Source organism: Streptomyces sp. NPDC088400, assembly GCF_044753355.1.
In the GTDB taxonomy this organism is placed as follows: Bacteria; Actinomycetota; Actinomycetes; order Streptomycetales; family Streptomycetaceae; genus Streptomyces.
The window spans coordinates 461,014-478,394 of the sequence record NZ_JBIVMZ010000005.1 but is presented as its reverse complement, the minus strand read 5'-3'; the positions used below and the strand labels follow the sequence as shown (position 1 = coordinate 478,394).

The window sequence follows — 17,381 nt, the reverse complement described above, 5'->3', positions numbered from 1 at the left end:
CTCCCGGAAGAGAGCAGAGTCGCCATGTCCTTGTCCTTACGCCCGCTCCGTACGGCCGTGATCGCCGCCGCGACCGGAGCGCTGTCCGTCATCGGCTTCACCGCGCCGGCCACCTCCGCACCGGTCACCACCTCCGCACCGGCCGCGTCCACGGCGGCCGCGTCCGTACCCGCCTCGGCGCGGACGGCGGCAGCCCCCGCCGAGGTCTGGAACCCGCCGAGCAATCTGGTGCAGCCGCTGAACGAGGTCTGGAAGCACGTCGAGTCGACGTACCCCAACCTCTACGGCTTCAAGAACTACGGCTGGGACCAGCTGATGGCCAACAAGGGCACCCTCAACTACTGCGTCCGGTGGGAGTCCGACCAACCGGTCAGCGCCCAGTTGCGGGACGAGATCCACACCGCCCTCAAGCGCCAGTCCAAGAAGTGGATCGACACGGTCGCGGGCTTCGACGGCTTCCCGTACAGGGAAGTCCCGGTCAATATCGTCGGCTGGGCGGTCAAGAACCGCTCGACCCTCCAGTGGACCGACAACTCGGTCGACGTCTACACCAACAACCTCGACGGCGGAGGCGCCCCTCAATGCGCCCCCGACTGCGGGCGCTTCTTCCACCAGGACGGCAACTACAGCAAGTGTCCCGGCGGTTCCGCCCGCCACTACGACCAGTCGCTGTGGCTGACCAAGGGCTTCCAGGGCGGCGCGGGCGGTGACTGGGGGCAGCGGATCGGCAGCGAGTACATGGTCGGCGCGCGCAACCAGGAGGACATCCACATCCTTGAGCACGAGATCGGGCACACCTACGGGCTGGACGACTTCTACGACTGGTCGCCGACCGGCGTCGGCGGCTTCATCATGAAGGCGGGAAGCGCCACCCAGATCACCGAGTTCGACAAGTGGATGTACCGGGACTTCTGGCGCCACCTCAAGAGCCGCTACGGCCTCTGACATACAGCGCGTACGCGAAGTACGTGACGAGCACGGCGTACATGACGGGCACGGCGTACGACGGCGTACGACGGCGCGGACCGGCACAGAGTCTGAGCCGGTCCGCACTCCGCACTCCCGTACCTCCCGCACACAGCCCCGCCTCCCCACGCCCCTTAATCCGAACGTGACTTGTTGCCCAGGCAGCAACAAGATTAGGTTTGCCTTACTTACTCCCGGAAGATCCGGGCTGCCGTCAGGGAGGCCTCTCCACGTGTCCAGTACCTTCACCCGCCGCATCACCCTGGCGACCGCGGCGACCGCGTTCACCCTCTCCCTCACCGCGTGCGGCGGCGACAGCGAAGACGCCGCGGACAAGGGGGCGGTCGGCGGGGCCGCGAGCCACACGGTCAAGACGGTCATGGGCGAGGTGAAGGTCCAGGACGCGCCGAAGCGGGTCGTCGTGCTCGACACCGACGCGCTCGACTCGGCCGTCACCCTCGGCGTAACGCCGGTCGGCGCCACCACCGTTGCCGACAAGGCCCCCGTCTCCACGTACCTCCCCGAGGCCGAGTTGAAGGGCATCAAGCCCGTCGGGCTGATCGGCGAGCCGAATCTCGAAGCGATCGCCGCGCTGAAGCCGGACCTGATCCTGAGCAGCAAGGTCCGCGACGCGAAGAGCTACCCGGCGCTGTCGGAGATCGCCCCGACCGTCTTCTCCGACACCACCGGGCCGGCCTGGCGCGACAACTTCGAACTGCACGCCGACGCCCTCGGCAGGAAGACCGAGGCGAAGAAGGTCGTCTCCGACTACAGCGCGCACGTCAAGCGGGTGACCGAGGCGCTGGGCGGGCCCGCCGAGGCGAAGAAGACCACGTTCGGCTTCGTACGGTTCGTGGAGGGCGCGGACACCCGCCTCTACCTGAACGACACGTTCGTCGGGTCCATCTACAAGGACCTCCAGGTCGGCCGGCCCGCCAACCAGGACAAGACCGGCTTCTCACTCGACGTCAGCCCGGAACAGATCGACAAGGCCGACGCGGACGTCATCTTCTACTCCACCTACGGCGACGCGAAGAAGGCCAAGGAGACCGACACGGTGGGCGGTCCGCTGTGGAAGAAGCTGAACGCGGTGAAGAAGGGAACGGCCTTCAAGGTCGACGACAACCTGTGGATGCTCGGCACCGGATACACCGGCGCGGGCAAGATCCTGGACGCGGTGGAGAAGAGCCACACCTCGGCCACGCGGTAGGGCCTGTCTGAGCCCGACGGTCACCAACGCGGAGACGGCCGGGTACTCAGCGAGCGGGGCGGGCGGTCCGCCGGGCAAGCGGGTTGGCGACCGTACCGCGCACGACACCGAAGTCCTCGCCCTGTTCCGTACGGTCGTGGCCTCGCGCCGTACCGTCGTGGCCCCGCTCCGTACGGTCGTGTCCCCGCTCCGTACGGTCGTGGAAGTCGCGGCCCAGCAGCTGCTCGCGGTTGAGGGCGACGCGAGGGAAGGACGGGGCGAGCAGGCCGAACGGCGCGATGCGGTGCGCCAGTTCGGGGAAACGGCCGTGGTAACGCTCGACCTCGGCCCGCACCAGGCCCCAGAACTCCCCTTCCGGCACGCCCAGATGCTCGGCGGCCAGCGGCGCGAAGAACCGGAAGTGCCCGGAGAAGACCGCGCTGAGCAGCGAGTGCGCCAGCTCGGGGGCCGGCCGGCGCGGCAGTACGCGGTCCGCCCGCTCCGACAGGCCCGTGCGCTCGGGATACGTACCGGGGAGGAGACTCACGTCCTCCGCGACGTCCTTGACAGCGACACCGACCGGGAACTCGCGTCTGTCGAAGAGGACGACGGTGTTCTCGCCGTGCGGCCGGAAGGCGACCCCGTACCGGTAGAGGTAGTGCAGCAGTCCGGGCAGCAGCGCGCCCAGGAACCGGCTCAGCCAGGCGGTGCCCGACAGCCCCGAGCGCGCCACCAACTCCTCGGTGAGCGTGCGCCCGTCGGAACCGGTCGTGAGCAACGACGCCATCGTGCGGGCCCGCTCACGCTCACGCAGCTGGGCGGTGACGGGCTCGCGCCAGACCGCGCCGAGCAGTTCGTGGTAGCGGTACGGCGCGTCCTTGACGGACTCGTACAACGGATGACCGACCGCGACGGCGGCGACCTCGCCGAGCGGATGGAAACGCAACTCGTCACGGAGGTACGGGTCACCGTCGCGCACCGCGTGCAGCCAGGCACTCACATCGGGAGCGGCCTCGGTCGCCTCGGTGGCGAGTCCACGCCATCGCAGAGTGTTACGGATGAGCAGGGGCAGCTTTACGTTGCGACGGCGCGGATGGTCCAGGTTGGCGAGCGTACGGATGGACTGAAGGGGGCGGTAGCGGTCGGCGCTCTGGCCGAGCAGCACGAGGCGGCTGTCGGCGATGTAGGGCGCGAACAGGGGAGCGACGGCCTCGTCCCAGTGAAAGGGGTGGACAGGGAGCCAGACGAATTCATCGGCGGGAAGCCCGCTGTGCGCACAGGCCTGGTCGAGGGCCGCGCTGAACCGTATCCGTGTGTGGAGGTCCAACTCCTCCGCCAGCAACTGCTCGGCGTCCAGTCCCGGGACCCCCGAGTAGGCGGCGAGATCGGTGTGCACGGCCACCCATGTCAGGCGTATGGCACGGGCGGACTCGGGCGCGTACGCGGCGGCGTCGGACGCGGAGAAGCCTAGCCGGCCCTTGTTCAGGAGCATCGCGGGATGGCCGTCCTGGTATGCCTCCAGGTCGAGATGGCCGAGATCGGCGAGGTCGGCGGCGGGCAGCGCGCGCCCGATCGCCTCGGCCTGGGCACTCCGGGTGGCGGTCAGCTCGCGCAGCGCCTCGGCGGTGGTGGGCCCGTCCCAGCCGAGGGTCGCGCGGGCGTCCAGCAACAGCCGCTCGGGACCGGCCTCCTGGCCGTACGGGGCATCGGGATGCCGCCGCAGGGAGCCGGGCTCGACGCGCCAGGCGGCAAAGGGACCACGGGTCGCGCGGAAGGTCCAGCGGACGCCGCCACCGAGGTCGAGCCGATAGGGGACGGGGCCAGCGGAGGCGGGGGCGGTGGGGTTGGGGGTGGGGACGGGGGGAGGGGGAGCGGGGGTACGGTCAACGGGGCCGCCCGGTACGGGGACGTCCGGAACAGGGACGTCCGGAACAGGGACGAGCAGCTCCTCGTACGCGAACTCCTCAACGGCCTTGACCAGCAGGCGCCTGCCCGCCTGGGCCCAGGTATCACTGACGACACAGGCGTCGCGGGCGTCAGGGGCGTTGCGGGTGGGGTACTTCATCGGGGCTCTCCTCGGAGTGCCGGCGAACCGAACGTCGTCCATGCCGCGCGTTCCGGCACCCGTAGCACCGTCCGCCCCGCCGCCGCGTTCAGGATCGTCGCGGCACGCCACGCGCCCAGCGTGAGGTCGGGGGCGCTGACGCCGTGGGTGTGCAGCTCGGCGTTCTGGACGTACAGCGCGCCGGACACCGTCGGATCGAGCGCGACCCGGTAGTCACCGTCGATCCGGTAGCGGCCCTTGTCGTCCCAGTCCACCAGCTTCGCGAGGGGGTCCAGGAAGGGCGGGCGCACCGCCGCGTACCCCGTGGCCGCGACGATCGCGGACGTACGGACCTCGAACAGTTCGTCCTGTTGCGTGTGCCGGCAGGTCAGCAGATAACCGCCGCTGCCACCAACACCAACACCAACACCGTTGTCGCTGCCGCTGCCGCTGCCGCTGCCGCTGTCGCTGCCAGGAAGGACCTCGACTCGCTCGACCGCCACGCCCGGGTGGAGCGCGGCGCGCGGCTCCGTGCCGCCGATGGTCCGCTCGTACAGCTCGTCGTGTATCTCGCCCAGCGTCTCCTCGCTGACGCCCTTGTACAGCTGCCACTGCTCCCGTACGAGCTGCTCGCGCCGTTCCTCCGGCAGGGCGCGGAAGTACCGGATGTAGTCGGGCGTGAAATGCTCCAGCCCGATCTTGGAGTACTCCATCGGCGCGAAGGCGGGCGTACGGGCCAGCCAGCGGACGTACGGGCCGCCCTCGCCGCCGCCGTCCTGGTGGCGCAGCAGGTCGAGCGCGACCTCGGCGCCGGACTGGCCGGCTCCCAGGACCGTGACATCGTCGAGGCCGGCGAGGCCCGCCCGGTGGGTGCGGTAGTCGGCGCTGTGCAGGACGCGCCCCGCGTGCGCGGGGGTGAGCAGCGGGCGCAGCGGTTCCGGCACGACCGGGCTCGTACCGACACCGAGGACGATCTGCCGCGCCAGCACGCGCGACACGGTGGTGCCGTCCGCCGAGCGGTGGGTGACGGCGAACGCGTCGGCGCTCGCGTCCCACTCCAGCTCCGTGACCCGCGCGTCGAAGCGGCAGGACGGCAGCCGCTCGGCGACCCAGCGGCAGTAGTGGTCGTATTCGCGGCGCGGTATGTGGAACCGCTCCGAGAAGAAGAACGGGAACATCCGGTCGTGTTCCCGCAGGTAGTTGAGGTACGACCAGCGGCTGGTCGGGTCCGCCATCGTCACCAGGTCGGCGAGGAAGGGCACTTGCAGGACCGTTCCTTCAAGGAGCAGTCCCGGGTGCCAGGAGAAGGCCGGCTTGGCGTCGAGGAAGAGGGTACGGAGGTCGGGCGCCCCGTCGGAGAGCGCGGCCAGCGAGAGGTTGAACGGCCCGATGCCGACGCCCACCACGTCATAGATCTCGTGCTCGTGCGCCGGCGGCCGCTGGTGCGTTCGCTGGTGTTCGGTCGTCACCGCTGGTCCTCCGCGAGGGGGTTGGGAACATCCATGTGGCCGGACACGGACTGGGCAGGGACATCCACGCCATCGGAGATGTCGGAAGCATGCGAGACACCGGCCCGACCGGCCTCGTGCGGGTTCACGGCGTGCCTGCCTCCTCCGCGTGGCCCGCCGACACGACCGCGAGCAGCAGCCGCTCCACCTCGTCCCGCGTGGTGTGCGGATTGAGGAGGGTGAGCTTCAGGCGTACGCGCCCCGGGCCCTCGCCGGGGAGTTCCGTACGCCCGACGACGGCGCGGCCCTCGCGCAGCAGCCGTCGGCGCAGCGCTGCGTTGATCTCGTCGGCGCGCGACGCGTCGTCGGGCAGGTAGCGGAACAGGAAGGCCGTCAGGACCGGTTCGCAGTGCAGTTCCAGCCGGGGGTGTTCCCGTACGGTCCGGGCGCCCGACACCGCCAGGTCACGGCAGGCGTCGACCAGCCGGCCCAGCCCCTCCTTGCCCAGCGTCCGCAGCGTCACCGCGATCTTGAAGGCGTCGGCGCGGCGCGTCGTACGCAGCGACAGGCCGAGCAGGCTCGGGTAACCGGCCTCCTCGTCGTCGGCGGGGTTCAGGTAGACGGCCCGCCGCGCGAGTGAGGCGTACGTCTCCGAGTGCCGCACCAGGAAGATGCCGGCGGCGGCGGGCTGCCAGCCGAGTTTGTGCCAGTCGAGGGAGACGGAGTCGGCGAGTTCGAGGCCGTCCAGGAGCGGTGCGAGCTGGTCGGAGAGCAGGGCGCCGCCGCCATACGCCGCGTCCACATGCAGCCAGGCGCCGTGCTCGGCGGCCAGCGCCGCGCAGGCGCGCAGCGGGTCGATGGCTCCGGTGTCGGTGGTGCCGGCCGTGGCGACGATCGCGACCGGCAGCTCCCCGCGCTCGGCGCAGCCGTCGAGGACGGCGGCCAACGCGTCCGGTTCCATGCGCTGTTCGTGGTCGACGGGGACCGGCAGTACCGCGTCCTCGCCGAGCCCGAGGAGGGCGGCGGCGCGCTGTACGGAGAAGTGGGCGGCGGCGGAGGCGAGGATACGGGGACGGGGGCTCGGGCGGCCCGCATGGAACGTGCCGGCGCCCGGTGCCGCGTCCGGCATGCCGCTCAGCTCGATCTGCTGTCCCGTAGCCGCGCCGAGGACCCGGTCCCTGGCGAGCATCAGGCCCATCAGGTTCGACTCCGTACCGCCGGAGGTCAGCACGCCGGCGGCCCGGTCGGGGTCGTACCCGACGAGCTCCGCCAACTCCCGGAGCAGCATGGTCTCCAGAGCCGTGGCGGCGGGGGCCTGGTCCCAGGAGTCCTGGGACGGGTTGAGCGCGGAGACCGCGAGATCGGCGGCGACGGCGACCGCGAGGGGCGGGCAGTGCAGATGGGCGGCGCAGGCCGCGTCGGCGGGGTCGGCGCTGCCGTGGGCGAGGAGTTCGGTGAGCCGGTCCAGGGCGGACGCCCCGGTGGCGGCGGAGGAACCGGTGACGGCAGTCGCCCCGGTGGCAGCGGACGAACCGGCAGCGAATGAACCGGCAGCAGCGGACGACCCGCCGACAGCAGTCGACCCGCCGAACACCTCCGCGACGGCCGCCGCGATCTCCTCCGGCTGCCCGTCGGCGATGGGGCCGCCGCGTCGCTTGGCGCCCCTGGCCAGGGCGTGCAGCACCGTGGCGATCAGGGGCTCCAGGGCGTGGGGCCCGTCGACCCCGCCGGACAGCTCGGTCGCCAACGGCCCGGCCCCCACACCAGCCCCCGGCCCAGATCCCGGTCCCGGCCCAGATCCCGGTCCTGGTCCCGGACGAATTGAGCCGATCTCCCGCAACACCTGGCTCATGACCTCATCTGTCCCATCTACACCGGTCAACTCATCTACCCCAACCAAACCATCCAACCCGGCCAACTCAGCCATCCCATTCAACCCGTCCGCTGTTTCGCCCACTGCGTTGCCCACGTCAGCTGCTCCGCTCACGCCCACCAGGTCGCCCCCGTCCACCACATCGCGCACGTCACGCACGTCACGCACGTCCACCACGCCGCCCCAGCCCCAGCCCCAGCCCCAGCCCCAGCCCCTGACCATCCGTCAGGCCCTGCGCCTCGGCGATCGCGTCCGTCAGCCGGTCCAGCACCGCTTCCGCCTGTTCGTCCGTGATGACGAGCGGCGGGAGCAGCCGGACCGTGGCACCGAAGCGCCCGCCGAGTTCGACGATCAGGCCTCGGTCGAGACAGCCCGAGCGGACCCGTTCCGCGAGTTCCGGGGCGTACGGATGGGCGCCGCAGGAGTCCACCGGGCCCTCCGGGTCGACTAGTTCCACTCCGATCATGAGGCCGCGTCCCCGGACATCGCCGATCACCGGCAGCCGCGAGCGCAGCCCCTCCAGACGCGCCGTCATCCGCGCGCCGACGATCGCGGCGCGCTCGGCCAGCCCCTCCCGGGCCACGTACCGCAGCGTCGCCGCACCGGCGGCCATCGCCAGCGTGTTGCCCCGGAACGTGCCCGTGTGGGCGCCGGGCAGCCAGCCGTCGTACTCCTCGTCGTACACGATCACCGCCAGCGGCAGACTCCCGCCGATGGCCTTCGACATCACCATCACGTCCGGCACGATCCCGCTGTGTTCGACCGCCCAGAACGCGCCCGTACGCCCGACGCCCGTCTGCACCTCGTCCACGATCAGCGGGATCTCCCGCTCGCTCGTGATCCGCCGCATCTCGCGCAGCCACCCGTCCGGTGCGGGCACCGCGCCGCCCTCGCCCTGCACCGCTTCGAGGATCATCGCGGCGGGCCGTACGACACCGCCCGACGGATCGTCGAGAAGCCGTTCCGTGTACGTGGCGGACAGTTCGGCGCCACGCTCGCCGCCGACTCCGAACGGGCAGCGGTACGTGTACGGATACGGCAGCCGGGTCACCTCGGCCGAACTCCCCGCGAAAACCGGCTCCTTGACCGCGACCGAACCGGTCGCGGCCAGCGCCCCGGCGGTCATGCCGTGGTACGCCCCGGTGAACGCGAGCAGCCCCCGGCGCCCGGTCGCGGTCTGCGTCAGCTTCAACGCCGCCTCCACCGCGTCCGTACCGGCGGGTCCGCAGAAGTGGATCCGGGCGCGGTCCGCGAAGGCCGGCGGCAGGGTCGCGAAGAGCGCGTCGGTGAAGTCGTCCTTCTCCGGTGTCGCCAGGTCGAGTACGTGCAGGGGCGCCCCGCTGTCCAACGTGCGCCGGACGGCCTCCAGTACGACGGGATGGTTGTGCCCGAGGGCGAGCGTCCCGGCGCCGGAGAGGCAGTCGAGATAGCGGCGGCCGTCGGTCCCCTCGACCGTCATGCCCTCGGCGCGGGCCGGGACGATCGGGAAGGAACGGGCGTACGTACGTGCCGAGGATTCCCGGGCGTGCTGTCGTACCAGAATGCCCGCTGCGCGGGACTCCGGGTTCGAGAGCGACTCGGCGGAGGGCGGGAGGTGGGCGGACACGGCTGGTTCGACCTCGGGGTGGTGGGCGGAACTGCGGTGGGCGACGGGGCGGGCGGAAAGACTGTGAGCGGAAGAGGGAGTGCCGTGCGGCACCGAACGGGGTTCGGAATAGGGGGCGGCACAGATCTGGGGCATGCCAAACAGCTTGCACCTATGCCGAGTTGACGCGTAGCGGGCGAATGGCCGATGCACCTGCGCCGGACAGTGCCGAACGGTCACATGATCGTCAGACGCGCCCACCGGCCGGGGCGCGGCGCCGCCCGACCCGCGAGATCGAACCCGTATTCGATGTGGGCGGCGAGCACGGTCTCGTTGCCGGTGACCGCCGGTCCGGCCCCGTCACCGCTGCCGCCGTCGTGATGTTCGGTATCGGCACGGCCCCCTCCAACACAGCCCCTCCAACTGGACAGACTGGACGGCACGACCGACAACCTGGCCAGCACCGCCAGAATCTTAGGTAAGCCTAACCTAATGATTTCCTGAGTGGACACCAAGCGCCCGATATACCCACGGTTACTTTCCGGCCGCACCGGGGCCCCGTCGGCGTACCCTGGACGTACCGAGGGGCATTTCGTACACCCGCTGCCATGCCGGTGTCGTTCCCGGAGTTCCACAACACCGGGCTCCATCGCGTCGAGCCCGGAGGCGGGTCAGTCTGATGACGACCACTCTCACACTCCTCACCAACTCGGACGAGGGCCCGGACGCCCCGAAGATCCCCGTCCGCGCCCAGCCGGATCTGTCGGCGGACCGGCCGGACGTATCCGCGGAACCGCCGCGCCTGACGCTGGCACCGGGCGGCCGGAGCACGGGCGCGCTCGACGGCGCCTGGTGGCCCCGGTCCCGTGACCTCGCGGTGGAACTCCCCGCGCTGACCGCCGCCATGGACGGACCGCAGGGCCGGATCACCCGCGCCCTGGTCAACCCCACCCACTGGCCGGTCGTTCCACGCAAGGTCCACGTGGCCGGGCGGGTCCTGCATGTGGGGTGGTTCATGGCCGAGCAGGACCAGCACAAGGTGATTCTGCGCTCGTACTCCGAGGGCCGCTGGGACCTGCTGGTGATCCCCCCGGAGACCGCACCGGCCACGGCGGCCCGGCTGATGAGGGCGGCCTCGGATCCGGCGAATCTGCTCACGGCGAGCGCTCTGATGAAGAACGAGGAGTAAGGAGCAGGTCCGGGGAACAACAGGACGCGGGACGGAACCGACGGAGGAGGCACAGACCTTCATGGAGAACGTACTCACCGACGCACTCACCGCAGTGGTGATCGTGGCTCTCATCGCGGCGGGATACGTAGTGATCCACATGCTCAACGGGCAACACCGGCAGAGCATCGCCACGCACACATACGGCCGGACCCTCTGGGACCCCCAGAACCGAGCCGCCGCCCGCGCCCTCCACGGCGAACCCCCGGACCACGGCGCCCACCGCGCCCACGGCGCCCACCGCGCCCACGGCGCGCACCGCGCATACCAGGACGGAAGCCACGGCCACTACTGGAACCGCCTCCGATTCCGCAGCCCGTGGGCCCACCGCACCACCCACAGCCACGGCAAACACGGAAGCGGTACGGACACGGGCAGTACGAGCACAAGCAGCACAGGCAGCACAGGTACGGGCCCCGGACAAGGGTCCGCGCCCTGATCTGCCACGACACGTAACACCAGGCTTGAGATCACACCGGGCTTGAGATCCACAAGCTCCGCCGGTCGGGACGTGGGCCTCTCCCTATACTGAGCAGATGGACCAAGAGCTTGAGCGAGCCGCGCTCGTCACCCTCCTTCGGCGAGGCGAGCGCTCTTGGCCGGAGATCACAGACCAGGTCGAGTCGGTCGGCAGCGCCCGAGATGTACTGGAGAGCGCGCTCGACGCCTCAGGGCAGGGAGCCTTGTTCGACACCGGTCCCACAGCCGACCTGGACACCGTCGCCGCCGAGATCGCCGCCTGGGAGCGGGAGGGCATGCGGCTGGTCACGATCCTCGACGAGGACTACCCGCTCTATCTGCGCCTGGTGCACCAGCGGCCACCGTTCCTGTTCCTGCGAGGCGCCGCAGTGGAGGCCGTGGAGGAAGAGCTCCGGGTGGCTGTGGTCGGCACACGCACACCCACCCCTGAAGGCGTCGCCCACGCGCGAGCCATCGCGGGCGGGCTCGCCGAGCGAGGCGTCACCGTCGTCAGCGGCCTCGCCGCAGGCATCGACACGGCGGCGCATGGCACAGCGCTGGCCGTGGGCGGGCGGACAGCAGCCGTCATCGGGACCGGCCTGCGCCGCTCGTACCCGGCACAGAATGCCCGACTCCAGCAGGAGATCGCCGAGCGCGGGCTCGTGCTCTCACAGTTCTGGCCCGACGCCCCACCCTCCAAGACGTCATTTCCGATGCGGAATGCGGTCATGAGCGGCTTCAGCCTGGCCACCGTCGTGGTGGAGGCGGCCTACCGCAGCGGCGCCCGAATGCAGGCACGTCTGGCGCTGGAGCACGGGCGGCGGGTCTTCCTCATGCGGTCGCTGATGGTCCATGAATGGGCACGGGAGTACGCGACCCGGCCCAATACCACGATCATCGACGGCCCCGACGACGTCTTCAGCGAACTCGGCTCGCTCGTCCCCACCGCGGGCGAGCTCACCTGGGCATAAGAACGGGCGCCCGGTGGTATCCGTCGTCGGGCTGTCGGCCCGGTACTCCAACTTCCTCATTCATCCCCTGGCACCCGGTCCGTGCATCTGCCAGGTATGCCATGGCCCCGCCAACCCCGGATATCCCACCTGCTGGCCCTGCTTACAGGCCGCCAAGACCCTCGGACCCGGCGTCGCGGACGTGGTCGTACCGGTCAGCCTCGCTCTCAAGCATGGTCAGTACGCCAACGAGTTATGGCGGTACAAGAACGCTCAGGGACCTCAGCGGCAGCACTTCCGCATGGGGCTGACTGCCGTGCTGTGGCGGTTCCTCGCCATCCACGAGGCATGCATCGCCGCGTACAGCGCCGTACCACGCTTCGATACGGTCACCATCGTGCCCAGTACCAGCGGCCGCACCGAGCACCCGCTGCGCGCCATAGTGGCCGAGATGTCCGGTGCCACCCGCAACCGCTACCGCGACCTCCTCATCCCGACGGCGAACGCTGCCACGCTCGGGCGCGAAGCCTCGCCCGCCCGCTACACCTCCGCAGCCCTGCGTAACCGCGAGACGGTGCTCCTCATCGATGACACCTGGACCACCGGCGGACACGCCCAGTCCGCCGCCGCAGCTCTGAAGTCAGCGGGAGCGAGCCGCGTGGCCGTCGTAGTCCTGGGGCGCCATCTCAACGGCACCTACGGCGACACCGCCGCACATGTCGAACAGGCCAGGTCGCGCCGCTACGACTGGAATATCTGCGCGCTGAGGAACGGGCATCATGGCTGACCCAGCCGTCGCCACCGTCACCCGGCGGCGGGCCGTCGAGGGGCGCATTTCGGCGCTGCCACAGTAAATCCGGCGTCCGCTGCGGCAGTTGTCACTTTCCTGGATGCGCAGCATGCGCAATCACCTCCCCTCGATCACGATCACGATCAGGCTCGATCATGATCAGGACGTTCACCAAACCGAACGAGACGTTCACTACCTTGATTGGTTCGGTATAGTGAACGCATGGTTCACTCAATCAATGCTCTCCGGGTAGGCGCACAGGCCGGCGCCTGCCTCGACGACTCCCGCACCGCAACGCACAGGAGCCGCTGATGACTCCCCCGCCGTCCGGCCGCCGGCCGGTGAGCAGTACGGCGGCCGCAGTCGGTGCGAAGATCCGGCTGCGCCGCCAGCAGCGCGGCATGAGCGCAGCGGAGATGGCCCGGCGCGCCGGGCTGAGCAAGGCCACGCTGTCGCAGTTGGAGGCCGGCAACGGCAATCCGACGATCGACACCCTGGACGCGATCGCGATCGCCCTGCGCATCCCGATCGCCGACCTGCTGGCGCGTGACGCCGACACCGGGCCGGTCTTCCGGCCGGGCACGGACATCGAGCCCGGCGAGGTCTCCCGCGAACTGCTGCGCCGCATCAGCAGCGGCAACAGCCTGGAGATCTGGCGGCTGCGCATTCCGCCCGAGACGGAGCTGCCCGGCGTCCCGCACGCCACCGGCACGATCGAGCACCTGCTCATCGCCACCGGGCACGTCACCGCCGGTCCCGTCGACGCCCCGCAGGAGCTGGGCCCCGGCGACATGCTCGCCTTCGCCGGGGACGCCCCGCACTTCTACCGCACCGGCGCCCAGGAAGTGGACATCACCGTCGTCTTCGCCTCCCCCATCAGCACCTGAGAAGTACCAGAGGAAGCACCGGAGGAAGCACCGGAGACGCCTGCCAAGCCTGCGAAGCACCTGCGACCAAGGAAGACTCCTCATGAGCACCACCATCGCCATCACCCCCTCCAGTCGCGCCTTCATCAGCGACAACATGGCCGGGGCATCCCCGCGGATAGCCCAGGCCGTCGCCGACGCCGCCGCCGGGCAGGTCCTGCCGTACGGCAACGACCCCTTCACCGACAGCGCCCGCCGCAGGCTCGGCGAGATCTTCGAGCGGGACGTCGACGTCTTCCCGGTCTCCACCGGGTCCGCCGCCAACGGCCTGAGCCTGGCCGCCGTCACCCCGCCGTGGGGCAGCGTGCTCTCTCACCCCGACAGCCACATCAACCACGACGAATGCGGCGCTCCGGAGTTCTTCACCAACGGCGCCAAGCTCGTCGGCGTACCGGGCCCCGACAGCAAGATCGACCCCGAAGCGCTACAAGCGGCGGTGCGCCGCCGGGCCGGTGACGTGCACAGCGTGCAGCCGTCCGCGCTGAGCATCAGCCAGGCCACCGAAAGCGGCAGCGTCTACACCCTGGAGGAGATCCGCCGCCTCTCCGCCATCGCCAAGGACGCGGGACTGCGCGTCCACATGGACGGCGCGCGCTTCGCCAACGCCCTGGACCATCTCGGCGTCGGCCCGGCCGAGATGACCTGGAAGGCCGGCATCGACGTCCTGTCCTTCGGCGCCACCAAGAACGGCGCGATGACCGCCGACGCCATCGTCTCCTTCGACCCCGCACTCGCCACCGAGCTCGCCTTCCGCGCCAAGCGCGCCGGCCAGCTCGCCTCCAAGATGCGCTTCCACGCGGCCCAGATCGACGCGTACCTCACCGACGGCCTGTGGCTGCACAACGCCCGCCAGGCCAACGCGATGGCCACCCGGCTCGGCGACGGCCTCAAGGCCATCCCCGGCACCGGCCTGCTGGCCACGCCACAGGCCAACATCCTCTTCTGCCGCCTGCCCCAGCAGGTCACCGAAGGACTCCTCGCCGAGGGCTACGCCTTCTACCACGACCGCTGGGAACCGGGGATCGTCCGGTTCGTCACCGCCTTCTCCCACAGCGCCGACGACATCGACCAGCTCCTCGACGCGGTCCGCCGCCACACCCGCTGAACGTCACCCGGCGACGCGCAGGGGGTCGTCCGCCGGTCGGCAGGCGCGGCAGTTGCCCGGTTCGGGGGCGCGGAAGGCGCGATCGCAACGGTCGCAGTTCTGCAGCGGATCGACACGCGGTGCCGCCCGTACGGCCGGGAGGGGCGGCGGCAGCAGTTCGGTGAGCCGATGCCCGAGCAGCGCCGCCGGGTGACGGACGCCCTCCGGTGGCAGCAGAGCCGTCAGGGCGAGTTCCACGGCACCGGGTTCAACTCCCCTTTCCAGCCAGGCCGATACGGCGGGCGCGAGACGGTCGACGTCACGGGCGGAGAGGATCAGACGCGGCTCGTGCCGCCGAAGCCCGGCGAGCAGTTCGGCGGCGGTGCGGTGACGGGTGAGATCGGGGTGATCGGGCTCGGGAAGGGGTGGAGGCGGGGGCGGGGTGACGACTGCCGGTGCGGACTCGGGCGCACGCTCGGGTTCGGGCGCGGATTCCGGCGAGGCCGGGGCTGTTCGTACGGGCTCGGGTCTCGGCGTCGGTCCGTGCACCGTCGGCGTTGGCACCGTCGGCGTCGACGTCGGCATCACGGCCAGTGGCATGTCGTACGAGACGGTCCGCGTCACCCAGCGCCCACCCGGGATGCGCTCCCGCGTACGCACCAGATAGCCGTGCGTCTCCAACTCCCGCAGCGCGGCGGCGATCGCGACCTCGCCCTCGGGGCACTGCGCGGCGAGATGCGGGGCTCCCTGCTGGTAAACCCGCAGGCGGGGGACAGCAAGGTGCAGGCGCTCCACCAGTCCTCCGACTCCGGCGCGCACGACAGGGCGGGCCCCCGCCAGGAGGTCCCGCCCCGTCTTCAACGGGTCTTGCGGCAATGCGTCATGCGGCAGTGGGCCGTGTGACCGGGCTCAGAAACGGTCCGGGGCGCGCTCCGGGAGCGGAGATCCGGGGAGCGTGTCCCGCTTCTGGTTCTTCCGTGCCTCCGCGTTCGAGTCGGCCGTCGCCTCGCAGGTCACGTCCTTCGCCGGGAGCTTGCCGGTGAGCAGGTAGTCGGTGACCGTGCCGTCCGTGCACGCGTTGCCGTTCGGGTAGACGCCGTGGCCCTCGCCGCCGAGGACGGTGAGCATCTTCGAGCCCTTCATGGCGGCGTGCAGGGCCTGACCGCTGGGCAGCGGGGTCTGCGAGTCCCACTCGTTCTGGACGACCAGGGCGCCGACCTTGTTGTTGACCTTGGTCGCCGGTTCCACGGACCTGTCCCAGAACGCGCAGGGCTTGATGCTGGACGCGAAGTCACCGAAGAGCGGGTAACGGCCCTTGTCCTCGATGGCGTCCTGCCGGTAGCTCTCGGGGTCGCGGGACCACGCGGCCGAGTTGTCGCCGCACACCACGGTCCAGAAGCTCGCCGTCCCGTTGTCGGCCGGCGCCTCGGCGGCACCGGCGGCAGCGCCCGCCGTACCTGGCTTCTCGGAGCCGGCGAACGGCGCGAGCTTCTTCAGGGAGGCAGGCTCGCCTTCCGCTGCCTTCTTCAGCTCCACGAACGCCTCGGTGGCGTACTGCGGGCTGAAGATCGCCCCGCGCATACCGCTGCGGATGTCATCACCGGTGACCGGCTGCCCCTCGAATTCGATGGGCTTCTCGTCGGCCTGCGCGACCAGGTCCCAGAAGGTCCGGTCGACCTTCTTCGGGGTGTCACCGAGGCCGTACTTCTCGGAACGTTCGGCGGTCCACTCGGTCCACCGGTCGAACGCGGGCTCGGCGCCCTCCGCCCACCACTGGATCATCCCTCGCCAGGCGCGTGCCGGGTCGACCGCGCTGTCCAGCACGAACCGGTCGGCCCGGCCCGGGAAGAGCTGGGTGTAGACGGCACCCAGGTAGGTGCCGTACGAGTAACCCACGTACGAGATCTTCTTCTCGCCGAGGATCGCCCGGATCAGATCCATGTCGCGTGCGGTGTTGCGCGTGGTGATGTGCGGGAGCGTGTCGCCCGACTTCTCCTTGCACTTGTTCGCGACGTCGCGGGCCCAGGCGACGTCCTTGTCGAACGTCTCCTCCTTGTACGGCCGCAGCGGGTTCTCCTCCTCCGGCGTCAGATCGCAGGAAACCGGGCTGCTCTCTCCCACACCGCGCGGGTCGAAGCCGATGAGGTCGTACTTCTGCTGTGCGGACTCGGGGAGCCTCTCCCGCATCCCCAGCGGCATGTAGAGGCCCGCCCCTCCGGGGCCGCCGGGGTTGGAGAACAGGACCCCGTGCCGCTTGTCGGGCGCGGTGCTCTTGATCCGGGATATGGCCAGGTCGATCCGCTTGCCCTCGGGAGCCCGGTAGTCCAGCGGGACCTTGATCGTGGCGCACTCGAACTCCGCCGGAGAGTCGGCACCGCACCGCTTCCACTGCGGCTTCTGCTGCACATACCGGTCCAGCGCGCCCTTGGCGGCGGGCGAGGAGACGGGTGAGGAGGCCGCCGACGGGGTGGCGGCCGGAGCGGCGGTGGCCGTCGAGGTGGCGAGCGCGGGAGCCAGCGTCGCCGTGACACTCACGGCCAACAGGGGCGCGAGACGTCTTCTGCGCACGATTTCGATCCTTCCGGTCACATGTTCGGACAGGAGAGATCTTTCAGGAACCGCCACGCCTGCGGATCCCCCGCCGGGCTGCACCTTCCGTCCGCCCTGGGAATGACACAACAGCCCTGGGTGGTCCCCGAGTTGTATGAGTTTTGGGGGACCGACGGCCTTCAGCGACGGGCCCTACCCGCCCGAGGCACCCGGGCGCGGGAATAGCCACCCACCCCTCAACCGTTATAGGCTTCAGTTTAAGATTCAACTATATGGGCCGTCGAGAGTC

The 17,381-nt window shown here is 70.4% G+C and carries 15 protein-coding genes; 8 read left to right on the top strand and 7 right to left on the bottom strand.

The genetic code is table 11. The annotated features are described in order from the left end of the window. Positions 1-24: 24 nt before the first annotated feature. Both ACIQD6_RS16210 and ACIQD6_RS16205 read left to right on the top strand, forming a co-directional pair. Positions 25-945 (top strand): hypothetical protein, encoded by a 921-nt coding sequence (locus tag ACIQD6_RS16210; RefSeq protein ID WP_401882728.1) that lies wholly within the window; start codon positions 25-27, stop codon positions 943-945. A 253-nt stretch (positions 946-1,198) separates the two neighbouring features. Next, positions 1,199-2,176 carry an ABC transporter substrate-binding protein gene (locus ACIQD6_RS16205; protein ID WP_401882726.1) on the top strand — a complete coding sequence of 326 codons (978 nt, stop codon included), beginning with the start codon at positions 1,199-1,201 and terminating at the stop codon, positions 2,174-2,176. Positions 2,177-2,222: 46 nt separating this feature from the next. On the opposite strand, the gene ACIQD6_RS16200 is transcribed toward ACIQD6_RS16205, so the two are convergent. From ACIQD6_RS16200 to ACIQD6_RS16180, 5 genes are all read right to left on the bottom strand, one after another. Further along, positions 2,223-4,220 (bottom strand): IucA/IucC family protein, encoded by a 1,998-nt coding sequence (locus ACIQD6_RS16200; protein WP_401882723.1) that lies wholly within the window; start codon positions 4,218-4,220, stop codon positions 2,223-2,225. Then, positions 4,217-5,668, bottom strand: coding sequence for a lysine N(6)-hydroxylase/L-ornithine N(5)-oxygenase family protein (locus ACIQD6_RS16195; RefSeq protein WP_401882720.1), 1,452 nt, complete (start codon positions 5,666-5,668; stop codon positions 4,217-4,219). The genes ACIQD6_RS16200 and ACIQD6_RS16195 overlap by 4 nt, the downstream gene beginning before the upstream one ends. A gap of 124 nt (positions 5,669-5,792) precedes the next feature. Then, on the bottom strand, positions 5,793-7,499 hold the full coding sequence (locus ACIQD6_RS16190; protein WP_401882717.1) for a pyridoxal phosphate-dependent decarboxylase family protein: 1,707 nt from the start codon (positions 7,497-7,499) through the stop codon (positions 5,793-5,795). A 181-nt stretch (positions 7,500-7,680) separates the two neighbouring features. Continuing rightward, complete coding sequence (locus tag ACIQD6_RS16185; protein WP_401882714.1) at positions 7,681-9,261, bottom strand: diaminobutyrate--2-oxoglutarate transaminase; 1,581 nt, start codon at positions 9,259-9,261, stop codon at positions 7,681-7,683. An 80-nt stretch (positions 9,262-9,341) separates the two neighbouring features. Beyond that, entirely contained in the window at positions 9,342-9,569 is a 228-nt protein-coding gene (locus ACIQD6_RS16180) for a hypothetical protein (protein ID WP_401882711.1), read from the bottom strand. A gap of 215 nt (positions 9,570-9,784) precedes the next feature. Between ACIQD6_RS16180 and ACIQD6_RS16175 the strand changes: the two genes are divergently transcribed. From ACIQD6_RS16175 to ACIQD6_RS16150, 6 genes are all read left to right on the top strand, one after another. After that, complete coding sequence (locus ACIQD6_RS16175) at positions 9,785-10,294, top strand: DUF5994 family protein (RefSeq protein WP_401882709.1); 510 nt, start codon at positions 9,785-9,787, stop codon at positions 10,292-10,294. 61 nt (positions 10,295-10,355) lie between these two features. Next, positions 10,356-10,772, top strand: coding sequence for a hypothetical protein (locus tag ACIQD6_RS16170; RefSeq protein ID WP_401882707.1), 417 nt, complete (start codon positions 10,356-10,358; stop codon positions 10,770-10,772). A gap of 97 nt (positions 10,773-10,869) precedes the next feature. Further along, positions 10,870-11,763: a DNA-processing protein DprA gene (locus tag ACIQD6_RS16165; protein ID WP_401882705.1), complete on the top strand. Its 894-nt coding sequence runs from the start codon at positions 10,870-10,872 to the stop codon at positions 11,761-11,763. A 280-nt stretch (positions 11,764-12,043) separates the two neighbouring features. Then, positions 12,044-12,529: a hypothetical protein gene (locus ACIQD6_RS16160; protein ID WP_401882704.1), complete on the top strand. Its 486-nt coding sequence runs from the start codon at positions 12,044-12,046 to the stop codon at positions 12,527-12,529. Positions 12,530-12,843: 314 nt separating this feature from the next. Further along, positions 12,844-13,419, top strand: a complete 576-nt coding sequence (locus ACIQD6_RS16155) for a helix-turn-helix domain-containing protein (RefSeq protein WP_401882702.1) — start codon at positions 12,844-12,846, stop codon at positions 13,417-13,419. Between the two features lie 82 nt (positions 13,420-13,501). Further along, the gene (locus ACIQD6_RS16150) at positions 13,502-14,563 is read left to right on the top strand and encodes a threonine aldolase family protein (protein WP_401882700.1); all 1,062 of its coding nucleotides are present in this window, start codon (positions 13,502-13,504) and stop codon (positions 14,561-14,563) included. 3 nt (positions 14,564-14,566) lie between these two features. Here the strand turns inward: ACIQD6_RS16150 and ACIQD6_RS16145 are convergent, their stop codons facing one another. Further along, complete coding sequence (locus tag ACIQD6_RS16145; protein ID WP_401882698.1) at positions 14,567-15,337, bottom strand: helix-turn-helix domain-containing protein; 771 nt, start codon at positions 15,335-15,337, stop codon at positions 14,567-14,569. 114 nt (positions 15,338-15,451) lie between these two features. Continuing rightward, complete coding sequence (locus ACIQD6_RS16140) at positions 15,452-17,110, bottom strand: alpha/beta hydrolase (RefSeq protein ID WP_401882696.1); 1,659 nt, start codon at positions 17,108-17,110, stop codon at positions 15,452-15,454. Positions 17,111-17,381 lie beyond the last annotated feature (271 nt).